Here is a 12,462-nt window from a genome sequence, read left to right as displayed (position 1 = left end):
CCTTATCATTTTGAGTTTGTAATCCTAATTCTTGGATCTATAATTCCATATAATATGTCTACAATTAATAAAGAGAATATATAAAGGGCAGCCATAAATACAGTAAGCCCCATAATCATAGAATAATCCATATTATTTACAGCTCCTACAAAAGAACTGCCTAATCCTGGTATACCATATATACCTTCAATAACAAAGGATCCCGTTAATATACTTGCTATTTGAGGTCCTAATATAGTTATGCTAGGCAAAATAGCATTTCTTATTATATGTTTCCAAACTAAAGAAACCTTTGATACACCCTTTGCTTTTGCTGTCAATATATAATCCTGTCCTAGAACATCTAAACATTCATTCCTCATATATCTTGCATATATAGCTAAAGGACTTAAACTTAAAGCTATAGTTGGCAGTATAGTATACTTTGCACCACCCCAACCAGTAGTTGGCAATATCATAAATTTAACTGTAAATATATATTGAAGTAGTGCTGCAAAAACGAAACTTGGTATAGAAACACCAATTAAAGCTAAAAACATCACTATATAATCTGGCCATTTGTTCCTTTTAAAGGCTGCCACAACCCCTAATATTATTCCTAATGCAAACCCTAAGAATACTGCTTGAATACCTATTCGTGCTGATGCTGGCAATCCATCTTTTATAACTGTATTTACACTTCTTCCTGCAAAAGCTAAAGAATCTCCTAAATCACCTTTTAATAAATTTTTCATATAAACTGCGTATTGCGTTGTTAATGGTTTATCTAATCCATATTTAGCATAATAATTAGCTCTTATTTGTGGTGGTAATCTTTTAGCACTAGATGCTAATGGATCTCCGGGTATAGTATGCATTAATACAAAAGTTATAGTTATTACTATCCATAAAGTAAGCAGCATATATCCTAATCTTTTTAAGATATACTTAAACATCTTTACCCCTCCCCAATATATTTTTATGTAACTTATAACAGCAGAGCCATTAAAAGGCTCTGCTGCATAAAATCATACTATTGCTCCCTACCTTCCGTATAGGCATATTTAACATCATATAAAGAACCGAATTGTGGAACCATTATTCCCTTTACATATTTTCTTTGATAAATATTTCTAGCTCTATAAACTGCTGGTGCTATTACAGCATCTTCATATAATAATATTTGTTCAGCTTCTTTAAATAGTTTCATTCTTTCTTCATTCTTTTCTTCTGGTAGCAATGCAGCTTTTTTAATTAATTCATCATATTTCGTATTTGAGTAATTTGTTGGAAGCGCTTTGGCCCCAGTCATCCACAAATCAAATTCTGTCATAGGATCATCATAATCTCCTGTCCAAGCCATACCAGATATTTCATATTCCGCATTATTTATTCTCTTCATGTATACTGGCCATTGAACATATTCTATATTTACTTTAACCCCTAAAGCTTTTTGATACATCTCTTGGAAAAATTCGCAAATTTCTTTTTGTTGATCACTTGTAGAGCCTGTTAAATAGTTTACTGTTACTTTACTTGGATCCGAATCCATTCCTAATTCTTTTAATCCTTCAATTAAAAGTTTCTTTGGATCTTTATTTTCTTCTTTTAATTTCTTAATTGGTTCTTCTCCTACTTCTTTCCTAAATTCTTTATCTCCTATCTGTAATGAAGGTGGCACAAACCCATAGGCTGGTGTAAAATCATTTTTAAATAAAGTTTTTGAAACCTCTTCTCTATTAACTGCTAAAGAAAAAGCTTTTCTTACTTTAGCATTACTGAACAATTTAACCTTTTGATTAAAGAATTCAATATTCGTTGCTGGTTCAATAACTTTTTTCACTTCAAATTTATCAGCTTTTTTGAACTTTTCTTTCCACTCTGGCTTTTGAACATTACTGAAATCTATTCCTCCATTTAGGAGCTCTTGCATTCTAGCAGATTCATTATTTATAATTTTCATATGAACATTATTTAGTTTGACAGATTTAGCATCCCAATATTTTTCATTTTTAACTAATTCCATTTTGTTTGCATGTACCCATTCCTTTATGGTAAAGGGTCCACAGAATACCATATTAGAAGCTTCTGTGCCAAATTTTTCTCCATATTTTTCAACTATATCCTGTCTTTGTGGCATCATTAATTTAAAATATGTTATCTTTAAGAAATATGCACAAGGTCCAGCTAAATTTATTTCTAAAGTTTTATCATCTAAAGCTTTTACTCCAACTTCTTCAGCTTTTGCTTTCCCTGCATTATATTCGTTCGCATTTTTTATTGGAGCTAATAAGTAAGCATACTCTGATGCAGTTTTAGGATCTAAGTTTCTTTTTATACCATATTCATAATCCTTTGCAGTAACTTTCTTTCCATCAGACCACTCATAATCTCTTAAATGGAAAGTCCATTTTAATCCATCCTCAGATACATCCCATTTTTCTGCTCCTGCTGGCTTAACTACATCTTTACCTTTTTCATCTACTTCCAATCTTGTTAATCCATCATAAACCTCAGAAATAACCTGTGAAGAATACAAGTCTGTTGATTTAGCTGGGTCTAAACTTTTAGGTTCTTCCTGCAAAATCATATTTAGATATTGTTCTTTGTCTGCACCTTTACCTCCCGCTGCATTTTCCTTTCCTCCACAGCCAGCCAGCGCTACTGAAGCCAAAACAATACAAGATACTACAGCTGCTAATAACCTTTTACTTTTCACTAAACTTCCCCCTTTTAGCTTATTTTATAAAAAACAAGTGAAAATTCACTTATTTCCAATATTTTTTTGATGCCACTCTATTTTTGATATATTTTCTTTTATTTTTATACAATATGCAAGTGAACACTTATTGATGACACTTTTTTGTAATTTTTAAAAAATTGAATGTTAATTTACATTCAAATCATACTATCCTAGTTTATTTTTATGTGAACTTATTAAATATTTGTAATAGTTCTTTATTTAAGCCATTTATATCTGTTTAATATTTTTAGAATTTTAAATAAATTGAAAGTTATTTTTCTTTTTTTATTTATTTTGCACTGTTAAATTTAAATATAAAAAATAAATAAACCGATATCTTTTTATTTATTTTTATATAACAAAAAGCCTATATATTTTTTATCTAATCAGTTATATAATATTATTAACTACAATAAATTACATGATTATTTATTATTAATTTGGGAGGTATATGTTATGAATTACAATGTAGCAGTAGTAGGAGCTACTGGAATGGTAGGAAGAAAATTTATAGAGATTTTAGAGAGTAGAAACTTTCCTATAGAAAACATCTACTTTTTTGCTTCTAAAAGGTCTGCAGGTAAAACTTTAGAGTTTAAAGCTTCTGAAATATTGGTAGAGGAATTAAAAGAAGATAATATAAAAAATAAAAAAATAGATTTCGCATTATTTTCTGCTGGTGGAGATATAAGTAAAGAATTTGCACCTGTTTTTGTTAAATATGGTGCTACAGTAATTGACAACAGCAGTGCTTGGAGAATGAACCCGGAAGTTCCTTTAGTTGTTCCTGAAGTGAATGCTGAAGATATAAAATGGAATAACGGTATAATTGCAAATCCAAATTGTTCAACTATACAAGCTTTAGTGGCTTTAAAGCCTCTTCATGATAAATATAAAATCAAAAGAATAGTATATTCAACTTATCAAGCTGTATCCGGTGCTGGTTTAAGTGGTTTTAATGATCTTAAAAATGGTTATACAGGAGAGCCACCAAAAAAATTTACTTATGCTATTGCAGGAAATATATTGCCACATATAGATGTATTCTTAGAAAACGGATATACAAAAGAAGAAATGAAAATGATTGATGAAACTAAAAAAATGCTTCATGATGACAGTCTAAAAATAACAGCAACTACAGCTAGAGTACCTGTATTCCATGGGCATAGTGAAAGTATAAATGTGGAGCTTGAAAAACCTTTTGAATTAGAAGATATATTTGAAATTTACAAGAATGCTGAAGGTATAGTACTTAAAGATGATGTAGATAACTTAGTTTATCCTATGCCTGTTGATGTAGCTGGTCATGATGAAGTTTATGTAGGAAGAATAAGAAGAGACTTTAGTCTAGATAATGGCTTAAATTTATGGGTAGTAGCAGATAATATTAGAAAAGGTGCTGCACTTAACGCAATTCAAATAGCTGAGCATATAATAAAAAGTAAATAAGTAAACTTTAGGAGGTATTTTTATGAGTATTTTTAAAGGTTCTGGAGTAGCTATAATAACTCCTTTTACTAACACAGGAGTAGATTTTGACAAGCTTTCTGAACTAATAGAATGGCATATAAAATCGAAAACTGATGCTATAATAGTTTGCGGAACTACTGGTGAGGCAACTACAATGACAGAAACTGAAAGAAAAGAAACTATAAAGTTTGTAATAGATAAAGTAAATAAAAGAGTTCCTGTTATAGCTGGTACTGGTAGTAATAATACTGCCGCCTCCATCGCTATGAGTAAATGGGCAGAAAGTATAGGAGTAGATGGATTGTTAGTAATAACTCCATATTATAATAAAACAACACAAAAAGGCTTAGTTAAGCATTTTAAAGCCGTTTCTGATGCTGTTAGCACTCCTATAATTATATATAATGTTCCTGGGAGAACAGGACTTAATATAACCCCTGGTACTTTAAAAGAGTTATGCGAAGATAAAAACATAGTAGCTGTAAAAGAAGCTAGTGGAAATATAAGTCAAATAGCTCAAATTAAAGCTTTATGTGGTGACAAATTAGATATATATTCTGGAAACGATGATCAAATAATTCCTATATTAGCTCTTGGAGGAATAGGTGTTATCTCTGTATTAGCTAATGTAATTCCAGAGGATGTTCATAATATGTGTGAATTATTTTTAAACGGTAAGGTTAATGAAGCTTTAAAAATTCAATTAGATTCTTTAGCTCTTACTAATGCTTTATTTATAGAAACAAATCCTATACCAGTAAAAACAGCAATGAATCTTATGAACATGAAGGTAGGAGATCTAAGACTTCCTTTATGTGAAATGAATGAAAATAATTTAGAAGTATTAAAAAAAGAATTAAAAGCTTATAATTTAATGTAATATAATATAAAGTGTAGAGTTTATCTCTACACTTTACTGTTAAAATATCTAATAAAAAATTTAGCTTATCCGATGACTAGCCGCTCTAATACTCCCATCGCACTCTGTGAAAGCGATTCGCACCAAATCGAAGATTTGGACTCTCTGCTTTTCTTCAAAGTGGGAGTAAAGAGCGATTACGTCCCTGGATAACGATTTCTAAGCTCCAGTGGGAGTAAAAACTCCCTCTAAAGCTAAGAACTCTGTTTATATAATAATTTTAGAGGAGGACTTTCAATGGTAAGAGTTATATTAAATGGTTCTAATGGGAAAATGGGCAAGGTTATATGTAATTTAGCAGAAAATTATTCTAATTTAGAAATTGTGGCAGGCATAGATAAAGGTGAAGCAACTTCTACTTTCCCCGTTTTTACTGATATAGATAAATGTAATATAGAAGCTGATGTTATACTAGATTTTTCAAGACCTGACGCATTAAATGGTTTGCTAAACTTTGCTACTTCAAAAAATATGCCTATAATAATATGCACCACAGGCTTTTCCGAGGACCAAATAAAACTTATAGAAGAAACTTCAAAAAAAATACCTGTTTTCAGATCTGCTAATATGTCTATAGGTATTAATATAGTCAACAATATATTAAAAAATATAAGTGCTTTTATGTATAAAAACTTTGATATAGAAATAATAGAGAAACATCATAACCAAAAAGTAGATGCTCCCAGTGGAACTGCTATTCTTCTAGGGGATACTATAAGGGATTCCATAAAAGAAGATACTAAATATACTTATGGAAGAGAAGGTAGTTCAAAGAGAACTCATGATGAAATAGGTATGCATGCTATAAGAGGTGGCACTATAGTAGGTGAACATGATGTTATATTTGCTGGAGCTGGAGAAACTATAGAAATCAAGCATACAGCTTTATCTAGAGAAGTATTTGCTGTAGGCGCATTAAACGCTTGTTTATTTATGAGTGGTAAGGAAGCTGGATTATATAACATGAATAACGTAATACAAGCAGCTCTATAATAACATCTTTTAAAGGTATTAAAACAATAAATAATTTTAGTGAAAATATATATCTAGAAAAATAATTAGAATACTTTATTTGTGAACTAATATTTAAGCGTAAAGTAAACAAGACGTTTACTTAGCTCTGTTGCCACAGGACGTGGCATTAGAGCGTTAGCTTAAATATTAGAGAACAAATATTAGTATTCTTTATTTTTATAGCTATATATTGAACAAAAGTATTTATTGCTTTAATTCTCAACCTTTAAAGAATGTTAAGCCATTTTTCCATTCTGTTTAAAGCTTCATTTAATTCTTCCATGCTATAGGCATAAGATATCCTAATATGTCCTTCTCCCATTTCTCCAAATGCTGAGCCAGGAACTATAGCTACCTTAGCTTCCTTTAAGAGCCTTTCACAGAATTCTTCGCTAGTCATATTATATTTTTTTATGGAAGGAAATATATAAAAAGCACCCTTTGGAAGATAGGTATCTATACCCATATACTTTAATCTATCATATACAAAATCCCTTCTTTTTATAAATTCTTCTTTCATATAAGCTACATCTTCCATACAGTATTTTAATCCTGCATAGGCTCCCCACTGACATATAGAAGGCGCACAAGATACATTATATTGATGAACCTTTATTATGGAATTTATGAATTCATCCTTAGCACAAACATATCCTATTCTAAGACCAGTCATTGAAAACATCTTTGAAAATCCACTAACCAATATAACCTTATCTTTTATATCTTCATACTGAGCTATAGAATAATATTTATCCTCAAAACATAAGGAGCTGTATATTTCATCACTTATTACTATAATATTATTTTCTTTTATTATTTTATATAATTTATAATTATCTTCTTTAGAAAGTATAGCCCCTGTGGGATTAGATGGATAAGATAACACCATAACTTTAGGTTTTTCCTTTTGTAATATATTTTCTAAATTTGAAAAATCTACAGAAAAATCATTTTTCAATTTATAACTTAATATTTCTCCTCCTAGTAGTTTTACACAGCTTTCATAAGCTGGATATGCAGGTGACGGTATTAAAACTTTGTCTCCTTCATTTAATAATGTAGAAAACACACACATTAATCCCTCGCTGCCACCTACAGTTACACATATTTCTTCTGCATTATAATTAATATCCATAATTTTAAGATATTTTTCTATTTCTAATCTCAAATCTCTTAATCCTGCATTAGATGTATAGGTAGTTTTATCCTCTTCTATTGCATTTACTAATTCCTTTTTTATTCTGCTTGGCACTTTAAAATCTGGTTGACCTAAGGTTAATGAAATAACATCTTTATAATTTGAAACCTTATTAAAAAATCTTCTTATTCCAGAAATCTCAATTCTTTGAACCTTTTTAGAGATAACTTCTTGAGTTTTCATATAATCCATTAAAGTATTACCCTGTTACGGAAATTCAACAAACCATAACTTTTCCTTTCTTTTTATATTTTTTACTATTTTAAAACCAATATATTTTATTAAATCTCAATAATAATTTACAAGATTTAATTCCATATATTCTTAATAATTTTTCTTCTAATATTTCTACTTATTATACTATAATTTTACTATTATTTTCATATATATTAAATACCCCCTTTATTTAAACATTAATATTTATTATAATAGTGTTATTATAAAATAAGGAGGAAAGATAATGAGTTACAATTTAACAGATCCATATGAAATAGCTAAATACATAAAAGAAGCTAAAAAATCAACTCCTATCAAGGCCTACATAGAAGGAGATCTTTCAAACTGTGATTTTACAAACATAGAAAAATTTAATAGTGGTGATTTATATATATTATTTGGTGAATCAGAAGAAATATTAGTTCTTATAGAAAAAAATAAGAATAAAATAAAAAATTGTAGAATAGAACAAGATAGAAGAAAATCTGCAATCCCTCTACTTGATATGCTTAAAGTAAATGCTAGAATAGAACCTGGTGCCACAATAAGAGATAAAGTTATAATAGGCGAAAACGCTGTTATTATGATGGGTGCCGTTATAAATATAGGTGCTGAAATCGGCGAAGGAACTATGGTAGATATGAACGCCGTAGTTGGTGCTAGAGGAAAGCTTGGTAAAAATGTACATTTAGGTGCTGGTGCTGTAGTTGCTGGTGTTTTAGAACCACCTAGCAGTGACCCTTGCACTATTGAAGATAATGTTCTTATAGGAGCAAATGCTGTTATATTAGAAGGCGTAAAAATTGGTAAAGGTTCTGTAGTAGCTGCAGGTTCTATAGTTACTACTGATGTACCAGAAAATGTAGTAGTTGCTGGTGCTCCGGCTAAAATAATAAAAGAAGTAGATGTAAAGACTAAAGATAAAACTAAACTTTTAGATGATTTAAGAAAATAGATTTATAATATCTAATTTTTAAAACTATCTTTTATATTTAAACCATTCTTCTATTAATTCATTTAAAATTACTTGAAAATAGTATGTACAACTTTAAAAGTTGTACATACTATTTTTTATGCATGCTTTTCTTTTATATTGTCCATAAAATTCTTTTCTTCATAATTTTCTTCATAGCTTTCTTCATAACCATTATTATCTGCTTGTTCATCTCCTACTCTCTCCATCTTTGATATAGAAACCTCATAAGCTACTTTAGTAATGGTTTTATCCTCTGAAATTCTCTTTTGGTAATATCTACTTTGTAATCTTCCCCAAACTCTTATATTATCTCCTACTTGTAAAGTTTTACAGAATCTAGCATTTCTTCCCCAAGATATATTAGGGATATAGTCTGACTTGTTATAAGGTCTATTTACTGCTAACAATAAATCAGCAATTTCCCTACCGAAGGGAGTTGTCCTATATACAGGTTCCTTACATATATATCCATCTAAAAATATTTCATTAGGATTCTTACTTCTTTCAATACAATATTCTATGTTTCTAGCAAATACAGTTAATATAAGTCTATTACTGCCATCTACAAATTTATTATAAGATCTTAGCTGGCCTTCTACTATAATGTCCATACCTACTTTTAGTTCCATATCTGCTAACAATCTTTCAGATACAGTTATATTTAATATATCTGATACATCGCTTAATCTTGAAACTTCCATTTTAAAATTATAAAATCCTTCTCCGTACATTTCGTGACTGAATTCTAAGTCCTCAACCACCGTTCCCTCTAAATAAATTTTATTGTTTAACATTAAATTGTCCATCATAACCCCTCTTTCCCTTAGTTTCAATTCATTCATACAACATATATTTATTATTTATATATCTAAAATATGCCATAAAGTTAAAATTTATTTATAGAATTAATTATTTTACTCTTTATATTAGAAATATGTACCCCTTGTATTAAAGCAATAGTTATAATAACCATATAAGCATAAAGATAATTTTCATCTTCATAATAAATGTTTAATGGTATCTCTTGTGGTTCTATTATATTTTCATTATATATGCTTATATATCTTTGAATACAATAAACAATTCCTATATTTTCTTGTTCCAAACTAGATAAAGTAATAGTGTTTTTATTTCCTAATCCATAGGTTATAACAACACCTTTTATATCCACATTTTTATTTTTAAACAAATCCATATTTATAAAACAATATTCACAATCTATTCCATCATATTCAAAATTAATATCTCTATTTATTACTATGTATTCACTATTTGCTAAAGTATTTTCCCTTGAACAATCTAAATCTAAATCTAATATTTTTATCATATTATAAATATGCCCTACAAAATTTTCATCCTCTGAATATATACATATTTTTTTCATTTTACACACCCCTGAAGAAAATAACTATTTTTAGTTATTTTCTTCAGTTTACAATATTTTATTCCCCTGTAATTTTATTATTGATTTATCATAATATTATATCTTTTGTGTGTTAATCACCCTCTTTAGTAAAAATATTACACCTATACTACATTTTCTATATTTTTTTAAATATTCCTTCATTTTATAATTTAAACTTTAATTCTTTTTTTGTACTCCTGCTGAATCTATATAATAATTTTCTTTATATATTAAATCTCCTACTTTAACAAATTCAAATCCATTTCCTTTTAATTCCTTAATTATTCTTGGTAAATTGTCTGGGGTATATTTAGCTGTGTTATGGAAAAGCAATATGGAACCAGGTTTAGTCTTTTTTATAATTCTTTCATATTCTAAGTCAGCTCCTTCCTCTTTCCAATCGATGCTGTCTACATCCCATTGCACAGAATATAATCCCATTTCATTTACTGTATCTATCGCTTCAGCATTATACTCTCCTGATGGAAATCTAAATAATTTAGTACCTTCTCCAGTTATTTTTCTTATACTAGCATCATTAATATTAATATCTTTTATTATTTTTTCTTTAGATATTCTACTCATATTAGGATGACTATGCGAATGATTTCCTATTTCATGTCCTTTATCATGAATTTCTTTTACTTTTTCTGGTTTTTGCTCTATCCAATCCCCCACTAAAAAAAAGGTAGCCTTAACATCATTTTTATCTAAAATATCTAATATTTTATCTATATATTCGTCCCCTCTGCTGACATCAAAAGTTAAAGATATTTTATTTTCTTTTGTATCAACTCTATATATAGGCACCTTCTTCTTAACATTTAATGAAACATTTTGACCTCCACCATTAATAAAAAAAGACATACTTATAGCTAAAACTAAGAGTAGTAAAGAAAATACCATCCTCTTTTTAAATTTATCTTTCATTTTATTCCTCCAAACTAAATATTTCTTCATGTTTATTTATATAAAATATATTTTTTTATATGCATTAAATAATTATTTTTTATTCATTAAAGTAATTTACACTTAATTTTTATGATATAATTATATATAAATTATTTTAACTAAACTTTGGGGAGGAAATTTGATGTTTGATGATGCTTTAGAATTAGCTGAAAATAAATTGCTGATTCTTTATGTATTTAATAGATTAGACCTTTCTATCTCTAATAATAAAATAACCGAAATTATATTAGAAAATAATCTAATTAATTATTTTACTTTACAGCAATATCTATCCGAACTTACATCTTCTGGCTTTATTAGAAATACAGATCAACATAAAATAATAATTACAGAAAAAGGTAACCGTGTTCTCTCAATGTTTATAGATAGAATTAGTGAAGATAAAATTGAATCTATAAATAATTATTTAGACTCTAAATTAAATTCGATAAAAAAAGAAGTTAATATCATGGCTGATTATACCTTAGAAAACAAAGATACCTTCTTAGTAAGGTTAAAAGCCACTGAAAATAACTTCTTATTAATGGATATAAAGTTATCTGTAAATTCAAATAAAGAAGCAAAAGAAATCTGTTCTAAGTGGAAAGAAAATTCTAGTGCGATGTATTTACAAATATTAAACATTTTAAAATCAACAAATGACAATTGATATTATAATACTAAAATACCTGTAGGTTCTCCACCTATAGGTATAGATTTCTTATTGTTAGTTCTAATATTTATCTTTAAAAATAAATTTTTATAATTATCTCCCACATAAATATTATCTTTTATTTTACACACTCCTCGAGGCATACCACCAACAATTATATCTTTTACTTTTTCATAGTAATTTATATCAATCAAACTAATAGTACCATCACCAAAATTAGAAACTATACATAACTTCTCATCAACACACATATCAACTGGTGAATTTCCTACAGGAATTCTATATAAAAGTTTATAATTTTTTCTAGATATTATACTTATACTTCCTTTATAATCAGAACCTAAATTGCTTTCACATACTAATATATATTTACCATCCACTGTGAAAACAGCCTTTGTTGGATAAGATCCAACTCTTATATTTTTTACTCTATTTTCTCCTTTACAATCTATTAATGTTATACTATCTGTTCCCATATTTGATATCATTAATATTTCTTTCTGTTTATCAATAACTATGCTATGTGGTAAATCTCCACAAGGTATTTGTTTTAAAATTTTCTTTTTAACCATATCAAATACAGTTACATTGTTTAGATCACCACAAATAACATAGGCTTTATCTCCATATGCAACTACATCGTTACAATGCATTCCTATAAAATAATTTTCTACTTCTCTTCCTAATTTTCCATCTACTACAGAAAGAGAATTACTATAACTATTAGCTACTAGCAATTTATCATTATATGCACATATACCATGAGGCCCTATTCTAGTGGATGCTTCATTATTTAGGGTTATTTTGTTTTCTTCTTTAAAATTATCTATAGAAACTTTGGAAATACAATCTGTAGATGTATTGCATACATAAACATACCTCATTTTATCACCCCTCGCTCTATAATATAATATGTGA

General features: G+C 28.4%; 12 protein-coding genes. 5 read left to right on the top strand and 7 right to left on the bottom strand.

Annotated elements, in window-relative coordinates; translation table 11 throughout:
- Window positions 1-5: 5 nt before the first annotated feature.
- Together ACYUDJ_RS19820 and ACYUDJ_RS19815 are read right to left on the bottom strand one after the other, a co-directional pair.
- Window positions 6-935, bottom strand: coding sequence for an ABC transporter permease (locus ACYUDJ_RS19820; protein WP_003483517.1), 930 nt, complete (start codon window positions 933-935; stop codon window positions 6-8).
- 77 nt (window positions 936-1,012) lie between these two features.
- On the bottom strand, window positions 1,013-2,698 hold the full coding sequence (locus ACYUDJ_RS19815) for a peptide ABC transporter substrate-binding protein (protein ID WP_003483516.1): 1,686 nt from the start codon (window positions 2,696-2,698) through the stop codon (window positions 1,013-1,015).
- A 480-nt stretch (window positions 2,699-3,178) separates the two neighbouring features.
- On the opposite strand from ACYUDJ_RS19815, the gene ACYUDJ_RS19810 reads away from it, so the two are divergent.
- The 3 genes from ACYUDJ_RS19810 (at window position 3,179) to dapB (ending at window position 6,104) form a co-directional block, all read left to right on the top strand.
- Window positions 3,179-4,171, top strand: a complete 993-nt coding sequence (locus tag ACYUDJ_RS19810; RefSeq protein WP_003483515.1) for an aspartate-semialdehyde dehydrogenase — start codon at window positions 3,179-3,181, stop codon at window positions 4,169-4,171.
- Between the two features lie 22 nt (window positions 4,172-4,193).
- Window positions 4,194-5,072 (top strand): 4-hydroxy-tetrahydrodipicolinate synthase, encoded by an 879-nt coding sequence (gene dapA / locus ACYUDJ_RS19805; protein ID WP_003483514.1) that lies wholly within the window; start codon window positions 4,194-4,196, stop codon window positions 5,070-5,072.
- A 276-nt stretch (window positions 5,073-5,348) separates the two neighbouring features.
- Window positions 5,349-6,104: a 4-hydroxy-tetrahydrodipicolinate reductase gene (dapB, locus tag ACYUDJ_RS19800; RefSeq protein WP_003483513.1), complete on the top strand. Its 756-nt coding sequence runs from the start codon at window positions 5,349-5,351 to the stop codon at window positions 6,102-6,104.
- Window positions 6,105-6,351: 247 nt separating this feature from the next.
- Here dapB and ACYUDJ_RS19795 read toward each other — a convergent pair whose 3' ends face one another.
- Window positions 6,352-7,515 carry a pyridoxal phosphate-dependent aminotransferase gene (locus ACYUDJ_RS19795; protein WP_003483511.1) on the bottom strand — a complete coding sequence of 388 codons (1,164 nt, stop codon included), beginning with the start codon at window positions 7,513-7,515 and terminating at the stop codon, window positions 6,352-6,354.
- Between the two features lie 268 nt (window positions 7,516-7,783).
- Here ACYUDJ_RS19795 and dapD point away from each other — a divergent pair, with 268 nt between their 5' ends.
- The gene (gene dapD, locus ACYUDJ_RS19790) at window positions 7,784-8,494 is read left to right on the top strand and encodes a 2,3,4,5-tetrahydropyridine-2,6-dicarboxylate N-acetyltransferase (RefSeq protein ID WP_003483509.1); all 711 of its coding nucleotides are present in this window, start codon (window positions 7,784-7,786) and stop codon (window positions 8,492-8,494) included.
- Between the two features lie 116 nt (window positions 8,495-8,610).
- Here dapD and ACYUDJ_RS19785 read toward each other — a convergent pair whose 3' ends face one another.
- From ACYUDJ_RS19785 to pdaB, 3 genes are all read right to left on the bottom strand, one after another.
- Window positions 8,611-9,324 carry a single-stranded DNA-binding protein gene (locus ACYUDJ_RS19785; RefSeq protein WP_080333646.1) on the bottom strand — a complete coding sequence of 238 codons (714 nt, stop codon included), beginning with the start codon at window positions 9,322-9,324 and terminating at the stop codon, window positions 8,611-8,613.
- A gap of 77 nt (window positions 9,325-9,401) precedes the next feature.
- Window positions 9,402-9,899 carry a hypothetical protein gene (locus tag ACYUDJ_RS19780; protein ID WP_043032468.1) on the bottom strand — a complete coding sequence of 166 codons (498 nt, stop codon included), beginning with the start codon at window positions 9,897-9,899 and terminating at the stop codon, window positions 9,402-9,404.
- Between the two features lie 198 nt (window positions 9,900-10,097).
- Window positions 10,098-10,850: a polysaccharide deacetylase family sporulation protein PdaB gene (pdaB, locus tag ACYUDJ_RS19775; protein ID WP_042384286.1), complete on the bottom strand. Its 753-nt coding sequence runs from the start codon at window positions 10,848-10,850 to the stop codon at window positions 10,098-10,100.
- A gap of 163 nt (window positions 10,851-11,013) precedes the next feature.
- On the opposite strand from pdaB, the gene ACYUDJ_RS19770 reads away from it, so the two are divergent.
- Complete coding sequence (locus tag ACYUDJ_RS19770; protein ID WP_003483501.1) at window positions 11,014-11,541, top strand: DUF4364 family protein; 528 nt, start codon at window positions 11,014-11,016, stop codon at window positions 11,539-11,541.
- 2 nt (window positions 11,542-11,543) lie between these two features.
- On the opposite strand, the gene ACYUDJ_RS19765 is transcribed toward ACYUDJ_RS19770, so the two are convergent.
- A complete protein-coding gene (locus tag ACYUDJ_RS19765; RefSeq protein ID WP_003483499.1) occupies window positions 11,544-12,428 on the bottom strand; it encodes a YncE family protein in 885 nt (294 codons plus the stop codon).
- Window positions 12,429-12,462: the final 34 nt, after the last annotated feature.

The organism is Clostridium sp. CTA-6 (assembly GCF_054768115.1).
This window is presented reverse-complemented; position numbering and strand designations above follow the sequence as displayed.

Bases quoted from the DNA above. Each gene is read 5' to 3' on its own strand.
- ACYUDJ_RS19810 (WP_003483515.1), top strand. From the start codon at position 3,179: ATGAATTACAATGTAGCAGTAGTAGGAGCTACTGGAATGGTAGGAAGA.
- ACYUDJ_RS19765 (WP_003483499.1), bottom strand. From the start codon at position 12,428: ATGAGGTATGTTTATGTATGCAATACATCTACAGATTGTATTTCCAAA.
- dapA (WP_003483514.1), top strand. From the start codon at position 4,194: ATGAGTATTTTTAAAGGTTCTGGAGTAGCTATAATAACTCCTTTTACT.
- ACYUDJ_RS19795 (WP_003483511.1), bottom strand. From the start codon at position 7,515: ATGGATTATATGAAAACTCAAGAAGTTATCTCTAAAAAGGTTCAAAGA.
- dapB (WP_003483513.1), top strand. From the start codon at position 5,349: ATGGTAAGAGTTATATTAAATGGTTCTAATGGGAAAATGGGCAAGGTT.
- ACYUDJ_RS19770 (WP_003483501.1), top strand. From the start codon at position 11,014: ATGTTTGATGATGCTTTAGAATTAGCTGAAAATAAATTGCTGATTCTT.
- pdaB (WP_042384286.1), bottom strand. From the start codon at position 10,850: ATGAAAGATAAATTTAAAAAGAGGATGGTATTTTCTTTACTACTCTTA.
- dapD (WP_003483509.1), top strand. From the start codon at position 7,784: ATGAGTTACAATTTAACAGATCCATATGAAATAGCTAAATACATAAAA.
- ACYUDJ_RS19785 (WP_080333646.1), bottom strand. From the start codon at position 9,324: ATGATGGACAATTTAATGTTAAACAATAAAATTTATTTAGAGGGAACG.
- ACYUDJ_RS19820 (WP_003483517.1), bottom strand. From the start codon at position 935: ATGTTTAAGTATATCTTAAAAAGATTAGGATATATGCTGCTTACTTTA.
- ACYUDJ_RS19780 (WP_043032468.1), bottom strand. From the start codon at position 9,899: ATGAAAAAAATATGTATATATTCAGAGGATGAAAATTTTGTAGGGCAT.